The organism is Paraburkholderia sp. CI3, from assembly GCF_050436505.1.
GTDB classification, from domain to species: Bacteria; Pseudomonadota; Gammaproteobacteria; order Burkholderiales; family Burkholderiaceae; genus Paraburkholderia; species Paraburkholderia tuberum.
The window spans coordinates 1,499,316-1,522,359 of sequence record NZ_JBNDMI010000004.1; the positions used below are offsets into that span (position 1 = coordinate 1,499,316).

Genomic DNA, 23,044 nt, shown 5'->3' on the forward strand with positions numbered 1-23,044 from the left:
TCGGCGCCCCCGCCCCAATAATGTCCGTAGCCGGTGCCGCCATGCGCCGTGCGCCGGGCGTCGAGCGACCCAGCACGAGACGGCACGCGCGAGCGCCGCACCGCCCCCTTCACCCGCGTCAGACAGGAAGCCTTATGTCCACTACCGCCACGCATCAAGACAACCCGCTCCTCGATTTTTCCGATCTGCCGCGCTTTGGCTCCATCCGACCCGAACACGTGACGCCCGCCCTCGACGTGCTGCTCGCCGACGCGGCGGCCGCCGTCGAGCGTGCCGCGTTGCCGGCCACGCCCGCGTCGTGGGCCGACGTCGTCGAACCGGTCGAGCGCGCCACCGAGCCGCTGTCGCGCGCGTGGAGCGTGATCGGTCATCTCAATGCCGTCGCCGATACGCCCGAGCTACGCGCCGTGTACGGCGAGAACCTGCCGCGCGTGACCGAGTTCTGGTCGAGCGTCGGCCAGAATCTCGCGCTCTACGAGAAGTACAAGGCACTGAACGCCAGCGACGAATTCGCATCGCTGAACGGCGAACGCAAGAAGATCCTCAGCAACGCGCTGCGTGATTTCCGTCTGTCGGGCGCCGAGTTGCCGGAAGACCAGAAGCCGCGTTTCGCCGAATTGCAGGAGCGCCAAGCGGCGCTGTCGAAGGCGTTTTCGGATCACGTGCTCGATGCGACCAACGCGTATGCGTACATCGTCGATGCGGGCAACGAAACGCAACTGGCGGGACTGCCCGAAGACGTGATCGAAGCCGCGAAGGAAGCCGCCGAGCGAGACGGCAAGACTGGCTACAAGTTCACGCTGCACTTCCCGTCTTATTTCCCGGTCATGCAGTACTCGGAAAACCGTCCGATGCGCGAAGCGATGTATCGCGCCTATGTGACGCGCGCGTCCGAGCTCGGCGCGCAATACGGCAACGGCAAGACCGAGTGGGACAACACCCAGGTGCTCGCCGACGAACTGAAGCTGCGCGCCGAAGAAGCGCAGATGCTCGGCTACGGCAACTTCGCCGAAGTGTCGCTCGCGCCGAAGATGGCCGAATCGCCGGCGCAGGTAATGGCCTTCCTCGAAGACCTCGCGACGCGCGCGCGTCCGCATGCCGAGCAGGACTGGAAAGAGCTGCGCGAATTTGCCGCGAGCGAACTCGGCATGACCGATCTGCAGCCGTGGGACATGACGTTCGCCGCCGAGCGCCTGCGCCAGAAGCGCTATTCGTTCTCGGAAAACGAAGTGAAGCAGTACTTCCCGGAAGACGCGGTGTTCAAGGGCCTGTTCAAGGTCACCGAGACGCTGTTTGGCGTGCGCATCCGCCGCGACGAAGCGGCCGTCTGGCATCCGGACGTGCGCTTCTTCCGCGTCGAGAATCAGGACGGCGGCCTCGTCGCGCAGTTCTATCTCGACCTGTATGCACGCGAAGGCAAGCGCGGCGGCGCCTGGATGGACGACGCACGCGGCCGTCACAAGCTCGCGCACGGCGCGGTGCAAACACCGGTCGCGTATCTGACCTGTAATTTCTCGGCGCCGGTCGGCGGCAAGCCCGCCTGCTTCACGCACGACGAAGTGATCACGCTGTTCCATGAGTTCGGCCACGGCTTGCATCACATGCTCACGCGCGTCGATGAGCTCGGCGTGTCGGGCATCAACGGCGTCGAATGGGATGCGGTCGAGCTGCCTTCGCAGTTCATGGAGAACTTCTGCTGGGAGTGGGACGTGCTGTCCGACATGACCTCGCACGTCGATACCGCGAAGCCGCTGCCGCGCGAGCTGTTCGACAAGATGCTCGCCGCGAAGAACTTCCAGAGCGGCCTCGGCACGCTGCGGCAGATCGTGTTCTCGATGTTCGACATGCAACTGCATACCGGCTTCGACGCGAACGGCGCGAAGAGCGCCAACGAACTCGCGCGCGAAATCAACGAACGCTTCCACGTCGTGCCGCAAGCGCCGTTCTCGCGCTGGCCGAATACGTTCAGCCATATTTTCGCGGGCGGTTACGCGGCCGGCTACTACAGCTACAAGTGGGCCGAAGTGCTGTCGGCCGACGCGTACGCGGCGTTCGAGGAAGCCGCGCAAGCCGCGGGCAGCGTGCTCGATCAGTCGACCGGCATGCGTTATCGTCGCGAGATTCTCGAAGTGGGCGGCAGCCGTCCGGCGATGGAATCGTTCAAGGCGTTCCGTGGCCGCGAGCCGAATATCGATGCGCTGCTACGGCATAACGGCATGGCGCCGGATGCCGCGCACTGAGCGATTGAAACGTCGCGATGATCGTTCGTTCGGCCTGGATGCGATGGCGCTGAATGAACGATGCCGGTAGAAAAACCGGCGGTCTGCTCGCGTAGGCCGCCGGTTTGTCATTGATGCGCGAGATATGTCGCTACGCGCGATGCAGCTTGAAATCGACCTGCTCAGGCCGCCCTTCGAGCGATAACGACACGCTCGCGGCCGGCGCGCGGCCGACCACCCTGCCCCGGCTCACCACCACGAGCCGCGCGGCGCGCAGACGGATCGCCTCGAGCTCGTCGCGCGCATCGAGCACGACGAGATTGGCCGCGCATCCGGGCGCGATGCCATAGTCTTCCAGACCGAGAATGCGCGCCGCGTTCACGGTCACCGCGTCGAAACAGGCGTGCATGCCGTCGACGCTGGTCATCTGCGCAACATGCAGGCCCATCTGCGCGACTTCGAGCATGTCGGCCGAACCGAGGCTGTACCACGGGTCCATCACGCAGTCGTGGCCGAACGCGACCGCGATGCCCGCGGCCAGCATCTCCGGCACCCGCGTCATGCCGCGCCGTTTCGGGTACGTGTCGCTGCGGCCTTGCAGCGTGATGTTGATCAGCGGATTCGCGATCGCCGCGACGCCCGACTCGCGCATCAACGGCAACAGCTTGCTCACGTAGTAGTTGTCCATCGAATGCATCGACGTCAGGTGCGAACCGGCGACACGTCCGTGCAGGCCGAGCCGGTGCGTTTCGGCCGCGAGCGTTTCGATGTGGCGCGATAGCGGATCGTCCGATTCGTCGCAATGCATATCGACGCGCAAGCCCTTTTCGGCCGCGTACTCGCACAGCATGCGCACCGACTGCGCGCCGTCGGCCATCGTCCGCTCGAAATGCGGAATGCCGCCGACCACGTCGACGCCCATGTCGATCGCGCGCTTCAGATTATCGAACGCGCCGGCGCTGCGCAGCAGACCGTCTTGCGGGAAGGCGACCAATTGCAGATCGAGATACGGCGCGACGCGGCGCTTCACTTCGAGCAATGCCTCGACCGCGAGCAGACGCGGATCGCACACGTCGACGTGGCTGCGGATCGCGAGCAGGCCGCGCGCGACCGCCCAATCGCAATACTGCATCGCGCGTTCGATCAACGCTTGCTGCGTGAGCTCGGGCTTCAGCTCGCCCCATAGCGCGATGCCTTCGAGCAGCGTGCCCGACGCGTTCACGCGCGGCAAACCGTACGACAGCGTCGCGTCCATATGGAAATGCGGGTCGACGAACGGCGGCGTGACGAGCGAACCGGCCGCGTCGATTTCGTCGCGCGCGCTCGCGGCCAGGTTCGGCTCGATGGCGACGATACGGCCCGCGTCGATGCCGATGTCGATTGGGGACTGGTGATGCGGGGACAGCTGGGCGGCACTGCGCGGCAGCGTCGCGTGGCGGATGATCAGATCCATGTTCGCTCCGGTTGATCGCGTTCGGACTCGCTACGATTCTATCGGCGCCAGAAAAATTCGGGCACCGATGCGTACCGGCGCGCAGGCCGAAATCCGTACCGGCTGCGCGCGATGCGACGCGCCTATACTCGCCGTTTCGGCCATGCATTGACGGAGCGTACAGATGAAAACGATCGGCGTGATCGGCGGAATGAGCTGGGAGTCGTCCACCGAGTATTACCGGCTGCTGAACCGCCACGCGAAGGCGCGGCTCGGCGGCCATCACAACGCGCGCAGTCTTCTGCTGACCGTCGATTTCGCGTCGATCGAGGCGAACCAGCGCGCCGGCGACTGGCACGCGCTCGGCGAACAGATGGCCGACGCCGCGCGCCAGCTCGAACGCGGCGGCGCCGACCTCGTGATTCTTGCGACGAACACGATGCATCGCGTGTGCGAATCGATCGAGCAGGCGATCACGGTACCGTTCCTGCACATCGCCGATCCGACCGGCGCGGCGCTGCGCGCGGCGGGCGTCGAGCGGGTGGGCCTGCTCGGCACGCGCTACACGATGGAGCAGACATTCTATATGGGCCGGCTGCGCGAGCGCTATGGACTCGACACGCTCGTGCCTGATGAGGACGAGCGCGCGGACGTGCACCGCATCATTTACGACGAGCTATGCCACGGTAACGTGGCCGACGCGTCGCGCAAGGTTTATCAACGCGTGATCGAGCATCTGGCCGCGCGTGGCGCGCAGGCGGTGATACTCGGCTGCACCGAGATCACGCTGCTGATCAAGCCCGAAGATTCGGTGCTGCCGGTGTTCGATACCACTGCGTTGCATGCGCAGGCGGCGGTGGAGTGGGCGATCGGGGCGGAGTGAAAATGGGCGCGGGGCTCTGGTTTTGCGCCGGAAGGAAAACAGATTCGCCTCCCTTTGGCAGTGAGAGAAGGCGCGAGTCGAAAGCGATAGATCGATACTGAGAACGTCCCGTGCATAGACGTCGGACCGCACGGAACTGTCCGCAACTGGCAACAAGCCGATTATTCGCTCAGAACACGCTGGATCTCGTCGAGAAAAGAGGCGGTTGTGTAGCCCCAGCCTTCGGGACGAAACCCCCTCCTGAACACCTGTTTGAAAGTGGCGTCCAGGTCACTCGGATGTTCGCTCCTGAACGAGTCAATTTCGCGAACCAAATTTTCATAATCGTAAGGGCTGTCTTTCTTGTAACACGCGACAATTTCTTGCACGTTCTCCCCGAACAGGTCGAAGTCCTGGCCGAAATACACATTAAAAATATGCTCCATTGCTGGATAGCGCTCGGAGTAACTCATTGATTTCTCATTCAAGGTAGGCGGTAAGGACGTAATATGGCATGCCGTTATAGGTTTCGTATTTCAGGACGACGAACACCTGGTTCATGCGCGTGAATGTGCCTGTTTCCCGCGTCACTCCATATCCAATGTCGCCTGAGACGACTTTGGTTACCATGATCGTCGCGCTTCGAGTCGAAGACTGCGCCCACGTCCTGATTCTTCCAGCATTGGCATCCACTGCTTCAGAAATGGCACGTTCGGCCTGCTCGAGATTTGTAAATGACGACACGATGTCTCGCCCGGACTCGCGTTTCAGCCGCTCCCTGAGCCATGCTTCGTTCTTACCAACATGCTTCTGGAGCGTGTGCCCTCCGAGCCTTGGATTGAGCGCTTTCGCCTCGTGCATTTGCAGATGGATCCGGCCCATCGTAACGCTGGCCGCACGTGCAGCCTTGATCGAGCCAGCAAAGCCGAACGGCACGGCCATATCGATAGACAGGCCGATCTGGTCTGCCATGTCAGGGCTGACCCGCATCGCCTCTGCCAGCTTCGCCGTGCCCTGCTGAGTCAGGCTGGCGGTATCGCGCCCTGTCCAGACCTGACGCAGGCCCGCCGCGGCCGTGTCCGAACCATGCGCCCCGAACACTACACACCCGGCCTTGCTTGCCATCGTCGGTTCGGGCAACACGCACAGCGCTGCCGCTCCGGCCATTTCAAGCACCCCGCCGACAACCTGCAAACCGCCCCACAGACGGTTGGAAAGCATTTCGGTCGGGCTAATCGACTGGCGAGCCAGTACGGCCGACAGTTGCGGGGCGCTCAGCACCACGCGCACGCTGTCTGAATCCTGTTCATATGACATCTGAAACCTACTCTTGGTCGTTGGGACGACCACGCTAACCGTCGGCTTAGAGATCGGATATGGGCGATGGATGATTCTTGCGTCCCATCGGTCAACGAAGATTCGGATACTGACTCGCGCTCGGCGAACGGATGGCCAACGCCGCGCGCCAACTCGAACGCAGCGGCGCCGATCTCACGATCTTCGCATCGAGCCGGAAGATCCAGTGCTGCCCGGCTTCGATACCGCCGCGTTGCATGACGAGGCGGCGGTGCAGTGGGCGATTGGAGGAGAGAGACGATGGGCTCGAGGCCTCGATCCCGCGCGAATCGTGTTGCATCTATTCACGCGCACAGCATACGCAGCAAGCGCCACAAGCAAAACGTAGCGCCGAAAGTCAAAAAGCCCGCATGGCTTGCGCGATGCGGGCTTTCAACAATGCTTTGGTTGCGGGGGTAGGATTTGAACCTACGACCTTCGGGTTATGAGCCCGACGAGCTGCCAGACTGCTCCACCCCGCGTCAGAGAAAAAAGAGTATATCGGATCGCTGACACAACGTCAAATGTTGGCGCGAAATACATATCGAGTGCGGTCGAGCAAGCGGCACATTCGCGCGGCGCGATGCGTCGCACGCGCTACGAAACATCGCAACGGCAAGTTGCACACTCCCCGCTCGCGCACGCGATAAGATGCGGGACTACCGCGAATCGGAGCAACTGGCCGGGACTTCATTCATCGAGCCTCGCCCGCGCGAACGCAACAACGCAAGAAGCTATCTTCATCGTTGAGCGGAACTTGATATGACGTATCCACCCGATGCAATTCTTGCTGCGCTGCCCGTGAAAATCTCTTTGCTCAAGTTGCGCAGGCATCGGCACCCATGCACGAGGAATCAACACGGCATTTAAATTTTTCTGCTGGGAGCACGGTCGCTCATGCTCATGCGTATTGCGCCGTGAGTCGTCCCTTCGTGCTTCCAATCGATCATCTATTTGCGTAAGCGGGGATACGCGTTCACGCGATACACCATTTCTTTCAATCAAGACTGTTCATCTTGCTGCGCGCGGTGTGCGGCTTTCCTGCTCGGATGAACGCATCTTCCTGCGGCGGCTGTTGCTTTATTTGCGCGACCACGGTCAACGCCGCTCACCGGATTTGCGGACGGCAAATTTAAAGACATAAAAACGATTGGCGAGCTTTGCAACTGGCTATGCCCGGAGGAAGCTGTGGGCCTGAAGTAACATCGGCTATAACCGCCCTGCCGATAGTGGCCACATCAGTGTGACCGCCATGACACTTCTATCTTTGGTCTTGCATCCTTCCAGGCGTGTCATCTCAGGTTCCCGGTATCGCGGCGCTTCGAAGGTCGCGGCTTCGCGCGCGAAGGGTTGAGCAACGCAATCGACCACGTCTTTAGCACGCTGCAACTGCATTGCGCAATGGCGAATTACCGGCCCGACAATCTGCGCAGCGCGCGACTCCTCGAGCCGCTCGGCTTTGAAAACGAAGCCCTCGCGCGTGCGTCTCTGAAGATCGACGGCGCGTGAGCCGATCATGTGCTGACATCGCGAATCAACTCGCGCGACTGACGCCGATAGCCATGCAAGCGCCGCAGCGCGCCGCGCGGCCCTTGCTGCGCGACCACCGCCACCGCCTGAAACGCGACCGGCGCAAACACCAGCCCGAGCAAGGTCGCCGTCACGACGCCGCCGAACACGCCCGTACCGATCGACCGGCGGCTTTCCGCACCGCCGCCGCTCGCCAGCACCAGCGGCACGACGCCCAGCAGGAACGCCGACGACGTCATCACGATCGGGCGAAATCGCGCGCCCGCCGCGCGTATCACCGCGCGCGTCAGCGGCACGCCGCGTAGGCTCAGGTCGCGCGCGAATTGCACGATCAGAATCGCGTTTTTCGCGGACAAGCCGATCACTGTGATCATCCCAACCTTGAAGTAGACGTCGTTCGGCATGCCGCGCATCAGCATCGCCGCAATGGCGCCGACTACGCCAAGCGGTACGACCATCAACACCGCGAGCGGAATCGTCCAGCTTTCGTATAGCGCGGCCAGCGCCATGAACACCGCCAGCAGCGACAGTCCGAGCAGCAACGGCGTCAGCCGCGCCGCCGCACGTTCTTCGCGCGCCGCATCGACCCAGTCGAACGCGATGCCCGCAGGCAAGCTCGCCGCGAGCCGCTCCATCGCCTCCATCGCCGCCCCCGAACTGACACCGTTCGCCGCACGGCCGTTCAGATCGAGCGACGGATAGCCGTTGTAGCGCGTCAATGCGACTGGCCCGATGGTCCAGCGGCGCGTCGCAACCGACGACAGCGGCACCATCGCGCCCGACTGGTTCGGCACCGACAACGCCAGCAGATCGGTTTCCGTCATCCGCGTCGACGCATCGCCCGCCACCAGGACGCGGCGCATCCGGCCACCCGCCGGAAAATCGTCGACGTAGTACGAGCCAAAGGTGCTGCCGAGCACGTCCGCAATCCGGTCGAACGATACGCCGAGCGCGTACGCCTTCGCGCGGTCCACGTCGAGTTCGATACGCGGCGCGTCGGGCAGATCCTCGAAATGAATCGACGCCAGCGACGGATCGGCCTTCGCGCGCTCGGCAAGCTGGTCGCGGGCGGCCTTCAACGCGTCACGGCCCAAGCCGCCGCGATCTTCGAGCCGGAACGTGAAGCCGTCCGAATGCCCGACGCCCGGCACCGACGGCGGCAATTGCGCCTGCACGTTGCCGTCGAGAATCCGGCTGAACGACCGGTTCAACGTGTCGCGCAGCGTCATCGCATCAACGCCGCGCTGGCCCCAGTCTTTCAGCGTGACGAATGACATCGCTACGTTCTGTCCGCTGCCCTCGAAACTCCAGCCGATCACGCTTGTCACATTCGCCACCGCCGTTTGCATGCGCAAAATCGACTCGGTTTTTTCGACGACGGCGAGCGTGCGCGCCTGCGTCGCGCCGGCCGGCAACTGGATCATCACCTGCAACTGGCCCTGGTCTTCGACGGGCAGGAAGCCGCCCGGCATCCGCCAGTACAACGCGCCGCACAGCAGCAGCAATACGGCATACACCGCGAGCAGCGGGCCGACCCTGCGCATCGCGGCGGCCGTCATGGCCCGGTAGGCGCGCGACGCGCGATCAAAGCCCTGTTCGAAACGCGTCGAGAGGCGGGCCGCAACGCCACGCAAACCGCGTCGCGCGTCACGCTGACGGACCGATTGCGCAGGCGCGCTCAGCAGGTTCGCGCACAACGCGGGCGTCAACGAAAGCGCCATGAAAGACGACACCAGCATCGACGCAATCATCGCGACCGCGAATTGCCGGTAAATCCCACCGACGCCGCCAGGAAAGAACGCCATCGGCACGAACACGGCGGTCAGCACCGCCGTCACGCCGACGATCGCACCGCCGATCTGTTTCATCGCTTTCAATGTCGCGTCGCGCGGCGCCATGCCCTCTTCGTCCATCACGCGATGCACGCTCTCGACCACCACGATCGCGTCGTCGACCAGAATGCCGATCGCCAGCACGAGGCCGAACATCGTGAACACATTGATCGACAAGCCGAATGCGTACATCGTGACAAACGCACCCATCAGCGTGACCGGAATCACCACTGTCGGCACCAGCGCGTAGCGCAGATCGCGCAGGAACAGCCACATCACGAGAAACACCAGCAAGATCGCCTCGGCCAGCGTGATCAGCACTTCGCGAATCGCAACGTTGACGAAGCGTGCGCTATCGAACGGCACCTGAACCGCGACGCCCGGCGGCAAACGGTTCGCCAGTTCCGCGAGCCGCGCCCGAATCGCGTCCGATGTTTCGAGCGCGTTGCCGCGCGGCCCGAGTTGAATCCCGACCGTCGCCGACGGCTTGCCGTTCAGGCGCGACCAGAACGTATAGTTGTCGCGGCCGATCTCGACCCGCGCGACGTCGGCAAGCCGCACGGCCGAGCCGTCGGGGTGCGCTTTCAGCACGATCTGGCCGAATTCCTCCGGCGACAGCAACTGCCCTTTGACGTTCACCGACGCGCTCAGCTGCTGGCCGTCCACCAGCGGCGCGTCGCCGAGTGTGCCTGCCGCGACGCTCGCGTTTTGCGCGGCAATCGCGGCGTTGACGTCGGACGCGGCGAGGCCGAATTCGCGCAGCTTCATCGGATCGAGCCAGACGCGCAACGCTTCGTCGGCGTCCCACAGTTGCGCGGAACCGACGCCCGGCGCGCGCTTCAGTTCGCGCATGATGTCGCGGCTGAGGATGTCGCTCAGTTGCGCGGAATCGCGCGTGCCATCGGTGGATGTCAGCGCGACCAGCATCAGGAACGTGTTGGCGGCCTTGAAAACGCTGATACCCTGCTGCACCACCTGTTGCGGCAAACGCGGCTCGACCTGCTTGAGCCGGTTCTGTACGTCCATCATCGCGATATCGGGGTTGGTGCCGGGCGCGAAGGTCGCCGCGATTTCAAGGTTGCCGAGGCCGTCGCTGGCGGTTTCGTAGTAAAGCATCCCGTCGGCACCGTCGAGACTTTCTTCGATGATGCTGCCAACGTTCGCATCCACGGCTTCCGTCGATGCACCCGGATAGACGGCATCGATCACGATACGCGGCGGCGCGAGTCGTGGATATTGCGCGACCGGCAGTTGCGTCAACGCGAGCGCGCCCGCGATGATTACCGCAAGCGCCAGAATCCACGCAAAGACCGGTCGGTCGATAAAAAAGGCGGCCAAGGCATGCTCACGCGTGTGGGTTCGGTGCGAGCGCGACCGGCGAAGCGAACACCGGCGCATCGGCGAAACGGGCCATATGGAATGCATCGACCAGCTTGCCGTCGCGCATCGCGAACGCTGGCGAGCGTCCTTCCTCGACGAAACCGAAGCGCTGGTACAGAGCGATCGCGCGGTGGTTGTCGACGAACACGGTCAACTCCAGCCGACGCAGGCCGAGCAGCGTATCCGCGCACTCGACGGCCGCCGCGAGCAGCGCCGTGCCGACGCCGCGCCCGACGTAATCGTCATGCACGCAGAGACCGATTCCCGCGCAATGCGCCATCCGGTGCATGCGCGGCAACACGTCGATCATCCCGACCACGCGACCGCCCGCCTCCGCGCACAGTCCGAGCGTGTTCGCGGGCATTTTTTCGAGCCAGCTCCCGACCGTCGCGTTCGAGCGATACGGCGTCTGCAACGTGCCATGCCGCGCGCCGGGGCAGTTCATCAACGAAGTGATCGCGTCGAGGTCGGACACTTCGCGGGCGCGGATAACCACATGCGCCGTGTCGGGTTTCAACGAGACGTTCATACGGCCGCCTCGATTTCCGCTTGCAGATGACCCATCGGCGCGCGTAAGCGGCCCATGAACACCGAGTCGATCAGCCTGCCGTCGCGCAGCACGGCGCCGCGAAGGGTCGCTTCGTGCGAAAAACCGAACTTGCGATACAGCGCAATCGCGCGATGGTTGTCGGCGAACACGTTCAGCTCGAGACGGCGCAGCCCGTACCAGTTGTCGGCGGCATCGATCAGTTCGGCCATCAGCCGCGTGCCGACGCCCTTGCCCTGCCAGTCGTCGTGCACGCTGATACCGAGCCAGCCGCTATGCGCGCGACGCAGCGCGCCCGGATGCAGATCGGCCGCGCCGACCAGCGTATCGCCCACCAGCGCTGCAATCGCCATCGACGGCGCCGCGAGCTTCGCGAGCCAGCCTTGAGTCTGCTGCAAGGTCGGATACGGACGCATCGGGTTCTGGCGCATCACACCGGGGCATGAACGCAGCGCGTGGAATTGCGCGGCGTCGTCCGGATGCAGCGGCCTGATGCCGATCTCGAACGGTTCGGCCCCGAACCGTGTCGTGCTCTCAAATATTGTCGTTGGTTCTGTCATTGTTATGGCGTTCAGTCTGTCATCGGAAACTCACTCACAGCGTCAGTTCGAACGAGCGTGCCAGCAAGCCGGGTAATTTCCAGCCGCCGGTCTGCCGCTCGCCCTCCGTTCCATCGTTCAGCAGCAGTTCCGGCTGGGCGTCGAGACGTTCGAGTTCGCTCGACAGCAAACGGTACAGGCTGTCGTCGAAACGCATCGCGTCGACCGGCGCGACGATCTGGCCGCGTTCGACCCAGAACGTCGCGAAACGCGTCATGCCGGTCAACCGGCAATTCATCCGGTCAGAAAAATTCACGTACCAGAGATTGCCGACATACAGCCCGGTATCGAGTGCGGCAAGGATATCGGCGGCGTCGAGGTCGCCGCCAGCCATCGCCAGCGACTCGGGCGTTTCGCTGGCGAGCGCGCCGTTCGGCGTCATTCCGTATTCGCGCGCGCTACGGGCGTTGGTCAGTTGCCCGGCATTGCGGCCGTCGTGAATCAACGGCACGCTGTCGCGCTGATAACCGTCTTCGTTGAAGCGCGGCGTGATATTCAGGCTCAGGTCTTCGGTCATCGACACGCGCGGATCGAGCGCGGCTTCGCCCCTGTGCAGCCGGTAAAACGGACTGCGCGCGGTGGCGTTCGCGCGCGCGGAAAACCCGCCCCACGACGCCGTGCCGACCAGTTCCTGCATCGCCGACGGCGCCAGATACGTGCGATACCGCCCCGGCGACAACGCGCGCGGCGTGTGTCCAAGCACCGGCAAACGTGCGGCGGCCTGTTCTACCTTCGCGGCGAACACGCTGTCGTCCCAGTGGTCGCCGGTGTACGTGCTTTTGATCGCACGGCCGCTCGGGTCGTACAACGACCAGCTAAAGCTGAAGTTGCTGACTTCGTACCAGCCGCGACTGCCGCGCGACGACGAGAAGCCGCGCACCATCGAGCCACCTGCATAGAAGCCGACGAAATCGAGTCCGCGCGCGCTTTCGGTGGCGATCCGCAACAGTGCGTCGGGCGCGGGCAGCTTGCCGCTGCGGCGCGTCGATTGGGTCCATTGGGTGGCGTCGTACAACAGATGCGGGTCGTCGGGCGCATCGCGCAAGCCGTCGCGCAAGGTATTCAGCGCATCGGCGATATCGCGCAGGTCCGTCGCTGGATCGCCGCATACCGTGAAGCTCGAATACGCCTGCCTGGCGCCGTCGATCAGGCGGACGGTCAGTTTGCCTTGCGACACCTGGCCGATCTGCCGAACCTTGCCACCGTTGAAGCGGATAAAGTCGGATTGCTCCGCCGACAGCCGCGTCAACGCCACTTCGTCGCCGCTGAGCAACGTGTCGATCGCATCGGCGAGCAGCGCGAAATGCGCGTGCCAATCCGGCGACTGCGCGTTCGAGGCGAAATCGAAGCCGCTCGATGCATTGATTGCATGGGTTGTAGTCATCGCGCGCCTCCGAATACATCGACATGCGTGAACACGCACGGCGGCGACGCATGGCCGACGCGCACCAGCTGCACCGGTTCGCCTTTGCCGCACATCGACGTGCCGAACACTTCGCGCGTGCCGGCATTGCCGACCGCGCTCAGGCTGCGCCAGAAATTCGCGGATATGCCGCGATAATTCGGTTGCTTGACGATTTGCGTGAGCTTGCCGTTTTCGATCAACTGGCCGAACTCGCAGCCGAATTGAAACTTGTTGCGGTGATCGTCGATCGACCACGACGTATTGGTGCGCATCAGGATGCCGTGTTCGATGCCGGAAATCATTTCGCTCAGCGTGCTGGTTCCCGGTTCGATATTCAGGTTCGCCATCCGGTCGATCGGCGCGCGATTCCAGCTCGACGCACGCGAATTCGCGACGCCCGCCATCTTTGCGCGCTGTTGCGACAGCGCGCCACCGAGCGGACGTTCGAGCACGCCATCGCGAATCAGATACTGTTTGCGCGCTTCAGTGCCGTCGTCGTCGAATGCGTACGACGCGGCTTCTTCGCGCAACGACGGATCGAATGTCACGTTGAGCAGTTCGGAGCCGTAACGGTAAGTGCCGAACATCTCCGGCTTCACGAAACTCCATCCGGCGAAGTTGCGTTCGTCGCCGAGAATCCGGTCGAGTTCGAGCGGATGCCCGATCGATTCGTGAATCTGCAACATCATCTGATCGGGCATCAGCAGCAGGTCGCGCGGACCAGCCGGACAGTTCGGCGCGGCCAGCAAGGTCAGCGCGTCGGTGGCGAGCCGCACGCCTGCGCCGTCGAACGCGTAGCGGTCCAGCACTTCGACGCCGCCTTGCGCGAGCGTGCCGTAATTGCCGCCGAGCGTGCGCACCTGCGTGTCGCCGTTCGCGTGCGCCGCGACGCTCATTTCCGGCATCACGAGGCAAAAGCGCTGGTCGATTCGCGCGCCGTCGCTGGTCAGATAAACCTGTTCGGTGCGCGTGATCTGCACGGATGCCGTGCGCTCGACGATCCGGTCGTCGATTTTCGCGGCGGCGCATTCGTGCGCGAGACGCGCGAGCCATTCGCCGCGCGTCGGCAGCGGCTGGTCGGCATTGGGCGAGACATACGCGCCGCTGAGCGCTTCGCGCGACACCGCGCGATGGTCGATCAGCGATGCGCCGGCGCTCGCCAGCGCACGTTGCGTCGCGATATCGAGCGCAGCCTGCAAGCCCGCGATGGACAGATCCGTGCTCGCCGCATAGCCCGCGCCCGCGCCGGCCCACGCGGTCAGCATGGCGCCGCGTTCGCGCTGCGTGCGCAGCGGTTGCGCGACGTCGTTGCGCACTTCGTGGTCGTCGATCTGCTCATCGCAAATCCGTAAGGACCAGAACGCCGCGGTGCTCTTCAACGCACGGGCGGCCTGCGTCCAGCGCGATTCACTCATTGCAGCACCTCGGGTTCGTCGTGCTCCGGCGCGATCATCGACGCGGCGAGCAACGACTGCGTATAAGGATGTGACGGCGCATGCAGCACGTCGAGCGTGTCTCCCGCCTCGACCACGCGACCGTTCTTCATCACGATCACGCGATGCGCCATCGCACGCATCACCGCCAGATCATGGGTGATCAATAGATAGCTTAACCGGTACTTCTTCTGCAAGCCCGCCAACAACTTAAGCACCTGTTGCTGGATCGACACATCGAGCGCGCTGGTCGGTTCGTCGAGAATCAGCACTTCCGGTTCGACCACCAACGCACGCGCGATCGCTATGCGCTGCCGCTGCCCGCCGGAAAACTCGTGCGGATAGCGCAGCATCGATTCTTGCGGCATGCCCACTTCTTCGAGCATCGTCCCCACCCGCGCGCGGCGCGTGCGCGCGTCGATTTCCGGCCGGTGCACCTCGATCCATTCCCCGACGATCTGCTCGACCGTCATGCGCGGCGATAGCGACCCGAATGGGTCCTGAAACACCACCTGCATCCGCGAGTACAACGCGCGGCGCGAGTTCGCGCCACGCAAAGCCGACAACGGCGCGCCGTCGATATGGATATGACCGGCGGCGGGCCGTTGCAGACCGAGCAGCGTCGCCGCCAGCGTCGATTTTCCGGAGCCCGATTCGCCGACCACGCCGAGCGTCTCACCGCGACGCAGCGTCAGATCGACGTCGTGCACTGCGCGAAACGTCGAACCGCTGAACAGCGAGCGCCAGCCTTTCGCGGCCGTCCGGTAATCGACCGCGAGGCCTTGCACCTCGAGCACCCGACGCGCGTGCGGTTCGATCGGCTCGATCTCGCGCTGCGGTTCGCTGTCGACCAAGCGCTGCGTGTAAGGATGCTGCGGCGCTGCGAACAGCGCCTGGGTCGTATTGGTTTCGACCAGCACACCCTTTTCCATTACCGCCACGCGTTGGGCGAAGCGGCGCACGAGATTCAGGTCGTGCGTGATCAGCAGCACCGCCATGCCGCGATCGGCAGCTTCCTGTTCCTGCAACTCGATCAGCAGATCGACGATCTGCTGACGCACGGTGACGTCGAGCGCGGTAGTGGGTTCGTCGGCGAGCAGCAGGCGCGGACGGCACGCGAGCGCCATCGCGATCATCGCGCGCTGGCGTTGTCCGCCGGATAGTTGATGCGGGTAGCTGTCGATCCGCCGTTCCGGCTCGGAAATGCCGGTACGGCGCAGCAGTTCGATGCCGCGGGCGCGCGCCGCGTTCGACCACAAACCCTCGTGCAAACGCAGGCTTTCGGCGATCTGCTGACCGATCGTGAACAGCGGATTGAGCGCGGTCATCGGCTCCTGAAACACCATCGCGACGTCGGCGCCGCGAATCCCGCGCATCTGCTGCTCGGTTTTCTGCAATAGATCGACGCCGTCGAGACGGATCTGGCCGCTGGTCTGCGCATGTTCGACGAGGCGCAGGATCGACAGCGCCGTGACGCTCTTGCCCGAACCGGATTCGCCGACCAGCGCAACCCGCTCGCCGCGCCCGATCGTCAGATTCAGTTCGCGAACCGCGACCTTGTCGCCGAAACGGATCGAGAACGTGTCGATTTCCAGCAAAGGCTTGTGCAACGTTGCGTCGCCCATCACTTCCTCCCGCCGAACGCCGACCCGCGCGAACGCGTGTCGAGCGCATTGCGCAACGCGTCGCCCATGAACGTCAGCAGCAGCAACGTGATCACCAGCGCGGCAAACGCAGATACCGAAATCCACCATGCGTCGAGGTTGTTCTTGCCCTCCTGAAGCAGTTCGCCCAGGCTCGGCGTGGGCGGTGCGACACCCAGCCCCAGAAAGTCCAGACTCGTCAGCGACAGAATCGCGGCGCTCATCCGGAACGGCAGGAAGGTGATCACCGGCGTCATGCTGTTCGGCAGCAGATGACGCCAGATGATCTGCCAGTTGCTCAAACCCATCGTGCGCGCGGCGCGAACGTAATCGAGCGAACGGTTGCGCAGGAATTCGGCGCGCACATAGTCGGACAACACCAGCCAGCCGAACATCGACAGCAGGATAAACAGCAGCCACAAACTCGGCTCGAAGATCGACGCGAAGATGATCAGCAGATACAGGTCCGGCATCGAACTCCATACTTCGATCAGGCGCTGCCCGATCAGGTCGGTGCGGCCGCCGTAAAAGCCTTGCAACGCACCCGCCAGCACGCCCAGCACGATACCCGACACCGTCAGCGCAAGCGCCATCAACACCGACAGCCTGAAGCCGTACAGCAATCGCGACAGCACGTCGCGGCCGTATTGATCGGTGCCGAGCCAGTTGGCCGCGGACGGCGACGCCGGAAACGGCCGGGTCGCGAAGTAATCGATCGTGTCGTAGTGGTAGTGATTCGGCGGGTAGATCGCGAAGTTGCCTTTCTCCGTCAACTGCTTGCGGATAAACGGATCGAGATAGTTCGCGCGGGTCGGAAAATCGCCGCCGAACAGCGTTTCCGGATAGTCCTTCACGATCGGAAAATAGTCATGGCCGTCGTAACGGACCATCAGCGGCCGGTCATTCGCGAGCACTTCGCCGAGCAGGCTCAGCACGAACAGCGTCACGAACACGATCAGGCTCCAGTAACCGAGCTTCTGCCGGCGGAAACGCTGCCATACGCGTCGCCCGGGTGACAGGGACACCGGCAACGCGCCGGGCGGCAGCTTATCGGTCCAGGCTGTTGAACTGGATGCGGGGGTCGACGAGGACATAGCAGACGTCAGCAATGAGTTTGGTCACGAGACCAATCAGCGTGAACAGGAACAGCGAACCCAGCACGACCGGATAGTCGCGGCGGATCACCGAGTCATAAGACAGTTGGCCCATGCCGTCGAGCGAAAACAGCGTTTCGATCAGCAGGTTGCCGTTCAGGAAGGCGCCGATAAACGCAGCGGGCAACCCGGTCAGCAGCGGAATCGCGGCGTTGCGCAATACGTGCTTCCACAGCACGTCACGCTTGGGCGCGCCTTTCGCCCGCGCGGTCAGCACGTATTGACGACCAATCTCTTCGAGAAACGTATTCTTGGTCAGGATCGTGACGATCGCGAAGTTGCCAACCACCGACGCCGTCACCGGCAACACGATGTGCCATAGATAATCGAGCACCTTGCCGAACGCGCTGAGTTCGTCGAAGTTATCGGACGTGAGGCCGCGCATCGGGAAGACCTGCCAGAACGTGCCGCCGCCAAACAGCATCAGCAGCAGCACGCCGAACACGAAGCCTGGAATCGCGTAGCCGGTCAGCACCATCACGCTGGTGGCGGTATCGAAGCGCGAGCCATTGCGCACCGCTTTCGCAATCCCGAGCGGCACCGACACGATGTAGGTCAGCACGACCGTCCATAACCCGAGCGTGATCGACACGGGCAGTTTCGAGCGGATCACCGCCCACACGCTCTGATGGTGATAGTAGGACTGGCCGAGATCGAAACGCGCGTAGTCCCTCAGCATCTTCAGATAGCGCGTCAGCGGCGGTTTGTCGAAGCCGAACTGCTTCCTGATCTGCTCGATCTGCTGCGGATCGACGCCCTGGCTGCCGTGATACGCGCTGCCGCCGCCTCCGCCTTCGCCGCCGCGCTGCTGGCCGTGACGCAACTGCGTCATCATCTGTTCGACCGGGCCGCCCGGCACGAACTGCGTCACGAAGAAAGTCAGCGTAACGACGCCGATCAGCGTCGGGATCATCAGCAGCAGACGTTTGATGATGTAGATAAACATAAGCCCCTCACTTCGCCTCGGCGGTATTGGCCGCAGCGGACGGCGGCTTGCGATACCAGTAGCTGACGATCCAGTCCTCGCCCTGGAAACTGACCGGCGTCACCGACGGGTAGCCGAGCGCGCTTTTGTACGCGATCCGCGTATCCGGCGCGAAATATTCGGGCACCAGGTAATAGCCGTTGATCAGCACGCGGTCGAGCGCATGGGTCGCGGTTTCGAGTTCGTTCAGCGTGCTCGCGCGCATCACCGCGCGCACCAGCGCATCGACCGCCGGCGACCTCACGCCCGGATAGTTCTCCGAGCCGACCTGCGATGCCGATGCGCTGCTGAAACGACGCTCCAGTTCTGAACCGGGAATCGTCACGCGCAGATAGACGAACGTCGTCATATCGAACTCGAAGTTGTCGATCCGCTTCTGATACAACGCACTATCTATCTCGCGCATATGCGCGTCGATGCCGAGCAGTTGCAGGTTGCGCATATACGCCAGCAGTACGCGATCCATGCCAGGCTGATCGTCGATGATTTCGATCGACATCGGGTTGCCGTGCGCGTCGCGCAACTGGCCGGCGCGCACCGTCCAACCCGCTTCGGCGAGCAGGCCGCGCGCTTCGCGCAGGTTCTCGCGCAACGTGTGCGGCGCAATCGTGTCGGCCTGCCTGACCATTGGACCGAACACGGCCGCCGGCAAACTCGCGCGATACGGGTCGAGCAGCGCGAGTTCGGCATCGGTCGGCACGCCTTGCGCGGCGAACGGGCTATCGTCGAAGTAGCTGTTGGTGCGCCGGTACTGGCCGTAGAAGGTCATCCGGTTCAGCCAGTCGTAGTCGAACGCGAGTGCAAGGGCATGCCGCACCCGCACATCCGAAAACATCGGCCTGCGCGTGTTGAACATCAGCCCCTGCATCTGCGCGCCGTGATCCGGAAAGAGTCTGCGCTGCAACGCGCCGTTCTCGAAGTTCTTGCCGATATAACGGCGCGCCCATTGCATCGAACTGTATTCGACCATCACGTCGGTATCGAGCGCTTTCAGCGACTCGAGCTGCGTGTAATGATCGTGATAGAGCTTGAACGCGACGCGCGCGAAATGGTACATGCCGCGCCGCGACGGCAAATTTGCGGCCCAGTAAGCCGGATTGCGACGGTAGACGATCTGCGTGTCGTTCTTGCGCTGCTCGATCAGATACGGGCCGCTCGACACCGGCGGCACGTTGGTCAACTGATCGAACGCGATGCGCGTGCCGTTGGCTTGCATTGCCCACTTGCGCGAGAAAACCGGCAGGTCGCCTGCGATCAACGGCGCGTCGCGTTCCACGTGCCTGAAGTCGAAGCGCACCCGCGACGGGTCGAGCACCGTGGCGCGGCTGATCACCGCGAACTGCGAGTTGAACACCGGCGATGCCTGCGGGCTGGTCAGCGTATCGAACGAATACTTGACGTCGTCGGCGGTGATCGGATCGCCGTTCGAAAAGCGCGCTCGCGGGTCGATATGAAACACCGCTGATTTGCCATCCGGCGCCACCTCGACGTCGTCGGCGATCAATGCGTATTCCGACGCGAGTTCGTCCCAGCTGCGCTGCATCAGCGTATCGAACATCAGATGCAGGATGTCCGGCGCCGGCGCACCACGTGTCAGGAAAGGATTCAGCGAATCGTAGCTTTGCGCTTCGTCGTAGTTCTGGAAAACCAGCGTGCCGTCGGTCGGCGCATTCGGGTCGGCGTAATCGAAATGCGTGAACCCGGACGGATACTTCGGCGCGTCGTATTGCGCGATCGACGCCCTCGCGAACGCGGGCGCCGTCGTCAACGGCACGACCAGCAGGCCCGCGACGAGCGTCACCGCAACCTGCGCCGCGAGCATCTTAACGACGCGCGCGCGCGGGCCTCGAAACCTGTCGGTTGTCATCATGCGTGTCTGGACGCAATCGGCTCGTAGCCGATGCGCGATGCTTCGAAACCGCGCGGGCGGCGGCGGGTAGCCACCGCTCGCGCGGTTCCGGGTTGAAGGCCGGATGGGTAAATTGCGAAGGCCGGAAGTTCGCGTCGAAGCTGAGCTTATTCGTCGTCGTTACTCGTCGTGGTTACTCGTCGTCGGACGGTGTGGTCTTGAACGAGAACTGAACTTCGCCGACATACGGCTCGGCATTCTTCTCGCACTTGTACGCCTTGCCTGCGGCAATCACGGCTTCGTTGAACACCGACGTCGGCGGCGTGACGCGCATGATCTTCACGTCGCTGACATTGCCGTCCGTACCGATCGTCAGATGCGCGATCACGTCCGCCGAAATACCGTCCGTCAATGCCTTGCGCGGAATCACCGGCTGCACCGACTGGCAATGACCGCGGCCGTCCACCACGCCATGCAGCGCGGGCGGCGCCGGCGGCGCGGCCGGTGCCGGAGCGGGTGCCGGCGCAGGCGTCGGCGAGGCGATCGCCGGAGCGTTCGGAGCCGGATTCGCCGTGGGCTGGATCACCGGCTGCGGCGTCGGTCGCGGCGGCGGCGGCGTCGGGGTCGGCTTCGGTATTTCGTGCTTCGGCTGCGCTTTGGGCGGCGCCGGCGGCGGCTCCAGCTTCTTCACCTCGGGCGGCGGCGGTGGCGGAGGCGGCGGCGCAATCTGCACGCGCATCTCCTTCGGCGGCGGAGGCGGCGGCGGCTGGAACTTCATGTGCGACACGCCCAGAATCACCAGCGCCTCGACCAGCACCGCAACGCCGATCGCCAGCTTCATGGGCATGCGACCGTGATGCGCCGGCGTCGTCGATGCCCAGAGTGCACCGTCAAGGCGGTTTTGCGGATCTTTCATGTCGATGGCCGGTGAACTCATGTCGTCGGGTTCGTGGCCAATGCAACCGAACTGATGCCCGCCGCGCGCACCAGGTCCATCACCTTGACGATATTCTTGTAGCTCGTGCCTTCGTCGCCGGCAATCGCGACATCTACTTTCTTCGAGTCGTGAACCAGACCTTGCAGACGCGCGGTCAGTTCGTCAGGCGTCACGGGCTTCGAATCCAGATAGATTTCATCCGTCTTCGTCACGCCGATCGATACCTTGATGGTCTGCTGCAACTGCTCGGCGGTGCTCGATTGCGGCAGGTCGAGCTTGATGCCTGCGCCCTGGATCATCTTCAGCGTCGCGAGCATGAAAAACACCAGCAGGAACATCATGATGTCGATCATCGGGATGATCTCAATGCGCGCTTTCTCTTCACCGCCGAGGTAATGGCTGCGATGGTTTCGCATGGTCCGTCTCCTTGAGTGCCGGCGTCAGACTGCGAAGCGCGATACGAGCAGCGACTTGATGAGGTCGAACTGGTTGACCGTCATCCGGATACGCTTGTTGAAGTAGTTCAGGAAGATCACGCAGATGATCGCGATGGTCAGGCCGCACGCAGTGGCCGTCAGCGCGTGACCGATGCCGCCCGTCACACCGTTCGGGTTCGCGGTGCCGCTGGTGCCGAGCACGTTGAACGATTCGACCATGCCGATGATCGTGCCAAGTAGACCCAGCAACGGGCCGAGCGTCACGGCCGTATCGAGAATCCACAGGTTACGGTCGAGACGCGGCAACTGGAACATGATCGTTTCCTCGATCTCGCGTTCGACCACGGCTTCGCTCTTGCCCTTCACTTTCATCGCCGACTTCACGAGTTCGCCTTGCACGGTCTGCTTGTAGTGCTCGGCCACTTTGGCGGCATCGTCGGGATTGGCTGCATCGACGAGTTTCAGGTCATGTTCGAGGGTCCTGCCGGCACGCACGGCACGCGAGAAGAACATGAATCGTTCGATGATGATCGCGATGCCGAGCAGGAAGATGAACGCGAGGAGAGGGATCAGACCCATCGACTGGATCGAGTAGTTAATGAGGGTATTCAGCACTGCGGACTCCGGTTAGTACAGGCTCAAGCGGCCGTTGAATAACGGTAGGTTTCGAGATGCCGGCTGCCTTGTGAGTCGCCGGCTAAAGGCCCGCCATCTATGCAAAGCCCGTACCAGGTCAGGCGACTGGTTTCTCCGTAACGAACGTCGCCAGTCCTTACACGGGACGCTTTGCCTTTTATTTCATGGACTTGCCGAGCGCGACAAAGATCTCGCATGCCCGCGGCTTGCGTGGCGCTCGCGCACGCATATAGCAAAACAAATTGATTTTTGTAATTAGAGTAAGTCCGTTTTCCAAGACTGATTCTGCCAAAGCCTTTAATTCTCTATTGCAGAAATGGTGCGAAAAGTCGCACTTGAAGCGTTTTGGTGCAATCTCAGAATGCCTATAGACAATTTCATTACATATACCTTTCATATTACTTTCGATTTAGTATGGCGATAGGCACCAATTGAAGACCAGCTACCACCCACAAATGCCTACGCGTAGCGCGAAGCAACCTTACAGAATCGCTTTCTTACACTTATTACCGTTCATTTCAACGGCACATTAATCGCCCAGAATTAGGGAATTTAATTGCCATGGATCATTTTTTATTTAATGCACCAATTCTGTAATTAAGCATTCTTACGGTGCGTAAGCTGCACCAAATGGTAATTAAAATAAGCCGTCTAACTTTATTTTTTTCTAATGGAAACTTTCCTGCGTTCTGTTACGCGCGAGGAATGCCTTATTTCCAGGCACTACCCGCGCGACACAATTTTTCGTAACTCTGAATTCCTAAGCAAATCAATCGCTTCGATGCATTTGCGGAGGCCGCTCAAGGCCTTTCCGACGGTCCGCGACCTC

The 23,044-nt window shown here is 62.8% G+C and carries 19 protein-coding genes and 1 tRNA gene; 3 read left to right on the top strand and 17 right to left on the bottom strand.

The annotated features are described in order from the left end of the window. Positions 1 to 134: 134 nt before the first annotated feature. Positions 135 to 2,240 carry a M3 family metallopeptidase gene (locus OKW29_RS28275; protein WP_429293412.1) on the top strand — a complete coding sequence of 702 codons (2,106 nt, stop codon included), beginning with the start codon at positions 135 to 137 and terminating at the stop codon, positions 2,238 to 2,240. Positions 2,241 to 2,370: 130 nt separating this feature from the next. Here the strand turns inward: OKW29_RS28275 and OKW29_RS28280 are convergent, their stop codons facing one another. Next, positions 2,371 to 3,672: an amidohydrolase family protein gene (locus OKW29_RS28280; protein ID WP_429293413.1), complete on the bottom strand. Its 1,302-nt coding sequence runs from the start codon at positions 3,670 to 3,672 to the stop codon at positions 2,371 to 2,373. A gap of 163 nt (positions 3,673 to 3,835) precedes the next feature. Between OKW29_RS28280 and OKW29_RS28285 the strand changes: the two genes are divergently transcribed. After that, a complete protein-coding gene (locus tag OKW29_RS28285) occupies positions 3,836 to 4,534 on the top strand; it encodes an aspartate/glutamate racemase family protein (RefSeq protein WP_184057359.1) in 699 nt (232 codons plus the stop codon). A 161-nt stretch (positions 4,535 to 4,695) separates the two neighbouring features. On the opposite strand, the gene OKW29_RS28290 is transcribed toward OKW29_RS28285, so the two are convergent. The 4 genes from OKW29_RS28290 to OKW29_RS28305 form a co-directional block, all read right to left on the bottom strand. Next, a complete protein-coding gene (locus OKW29_RS28290) occupies positions 4,696 to 4,986 on the bottom strand; it encodes a contact-dependent growth inhibition system immunity protein (RefSeq protein WP_429293414.1) in 291 nt (96 codons plus the stop codon). Positions 4,987 to 4,993: 7 nt separating this feature from the next. Next, entirely contained in the window at positions 4,994 to 5,830 is an 837-nt protein-coding gene (locus tag OKW29_RS28295) for an RNase A-like domain-containing protein (RefSeq protein WP_429293415.1), read from the bottom strand. A gap of 91 nt (positions 5,831 to 5,921) precedes the next feature. Continuing rightward, a complete protein-coding gene (locus tag OKW29_RS28300) occupies positions 5,922 to 6,068 on the bottom strand; it encodes a hypothetical protein (protein ID WP_429293416.1) in 147 nt (48 codons plus the stop codon). Between the two features lie 185 nt (positions 6,069 to 6,253). Beyond that, positions 6,254 to 6,330: transfer RNA gene (locus tag OKW29_RS28305), tRNA-Met, on the bottom strand. A gap of 781 nt (positions 6,331 to 7,111) precedes the next feature. Here OKW29_RS28305 and OKW29_RS28310 point away from each other — a divergent pair. Continuing rightward, positions 7,112 to 7,357 carry a GNAT family N-acetyltransferase gene (locus OKW29_RS28310; RefSeq protein WP_429294956.1) on the top strand — a complete coding sequence of 82 codons (246 nt, stop codon included), beginning with the start codon at positions 7,112 to 7,114 and terminating at the stop codon, positions 7,355 to 7,357. Positions 7,358 to 7,362: 5 nt separating this feature from the next. Here the strand turns inward: OKW29_RS28310 and OKW29_RS28315 are convergent, their stop codons facing one another. The 12 genes from OKW29_RS28315 to OKW29_RS28370 all read right to left on the bottom strand — a co-directional run bounded on the left by OKW29_RS28315 (position 7,363) and on the right by OKW29_RS28370 (position 22,194). Then, on the bottom strand, positions 7,363 to 10,548 hold the full coding sequence (locus tag OKW29_RS28315; RefSeq protein ID WP_429293417.1) for a multidrug efflux RND transporter permease subunit: 3,186 nt from the start codon (positions 10,546 to 10,548) through the stop codon (positions 7,363 to 7,365). Between the two features lie 7 nt (positions 10,549 to 10,555). Beyond that, positions 10,556 to 11,119 carry a GNAT family N-acetyltransferase gene (locus tag OKW29_RS28320; RefSeq protein WP_429293418.1) on the bottom strand — a complete coding sequence of 188 codons (564 nt, stop codon included), beginning with the start codon at positions 11,117 to 11,119 and terminating at the stop codon, positions 10,556 to 10,558. Further along, on the bottom strand, positions 11,116 to 11,697 hold the full coding sequence (locus tag OKW29_RS28325) for a GNAT family N-acetyltransferase (protein ID WP_429293419.1): 582 nt from the start codon (positions 11,695 to 11,697) through the stop codon (positions 11,116 to 11,118). Before OKW29_RS28325 ends, OKW29_RS28320 begins: the two co-directional genes overlap by 4 nt. 34 nt (positions 11,698 to 11,731) lie before the next feature. Continuing rightward, a complete protein-coding gene (locus OKW29_RS28330) occupies positions 11,732 to 13,120 on the bottom strand; it encodes a TldD/PmbA family protein (protein ID WP_429293420.1) in 1,389 nt (462 codons plus the stop codon). Beyond that, positions 13,117 to 14,556 carry a TldD/PmbA family protein gene (locus OKW29_RS28335; protein ID WP_429293421.1) on the bottom strand — a complete coding sequence of 480 codons (1,440 nt, stop codon included), beginning with the start codon at positions 14,554 to 14,556 and terminating at the stop codon, positions 13,117 to 13,119. Before OKW29_RS28335 ends, OKW29_RS28330 begins: the two co-directional genes overlap by 4 nt. Beyond that, a complete protein-coding gene (locus OKW29_RS28340; RefSeq protein ID WP_429293422.1) occupies positions 14,553 to 16,199 on the bottom strand; it encodes an ABC transporter ATP-binding protein in 1,647 nt (548 codons plus the stop codon). Before OKW29_RS28340 ends, OKW29_RS28335 begins: the two co-directional genes overlap by 4 nt. Further along, positions 16,199 to 17,311: an ABC transporter permease gene (locus OKW29_RS28345; protein ID WP_429293423.1), complete on the bottom strand. Its 1,113-nt coding sequence runs from the start codon at positions 17,309 to 17,311 to the stop codon at positions 16,199 to 16,201. Before OKW29_RS28345 ends, OKW29_RS28340 begins: the two co-directional genes overlap by 1 nt. After that, a complete protein-coding gene (locus tag OKW29_RS28350) occupies positions 17,265 to 18,317 on the bottom strand; it encodes a microcin C ABC transporter permease YejB (RefSeq protein WP_429293424.1) in 1,053 nt (350 codons plus the stop codon). Before OKW29_RS28350 ends, OKW29_RS28345 begins: the two co-directional genes overlap by 47 nt. 7 nt (positions 18,318 to 18,324) lie before the next feature. Continuing rightward, entirely contained in the window at positions 18,325 to 20,223 is a 1,899-nt protein-coding gene (locus tag OKW29_RS28355) for an extracellular solute-binding protein (protein ID WP_429294957.1), read from the bottom strand. 175 nt (positions 20,224 to 20,398) lie between these two features. Continuing rightward, a complete protein-coding gene (locus tag OKW29_RS28360; RefSeq protein WP_429293425.1) occupies positions 20,399 to 21,142 on the bottom strand; it encodes an energy transducer TonB in 744 nt (247 codons plus the stop codon). Continuing rightward, positions 21,139 to 21,558, bottom strand: coding sequence for an ExbD/TolR family protein (locus OKW29_RS28365; RefSeq protein ID WP_121320625.1), 420 nt, complete (start codon positions 21,556 to 21,558; stop codon positions 21,139 to 21,141). Before OKW29_RS28365 ends, OKW29_RS28360 begins: the two co-directional genes overlap by 4 nt. A gap of 24 nt (positions 21,559 to 21,582) precedes the next feature. Then, a complete protein-coding gene (locus OKW29_RS28370; protein ID WP_018417496.1) occupies positions 21,583 to 22,194 on the bottom strand; it encodes a MotA/TolQ/ExbB proton channel family protein in 612 nt (203 codons plus the stop codon). Positions 22,195 to 23,044: the final 850 nt, after the last annotated feature.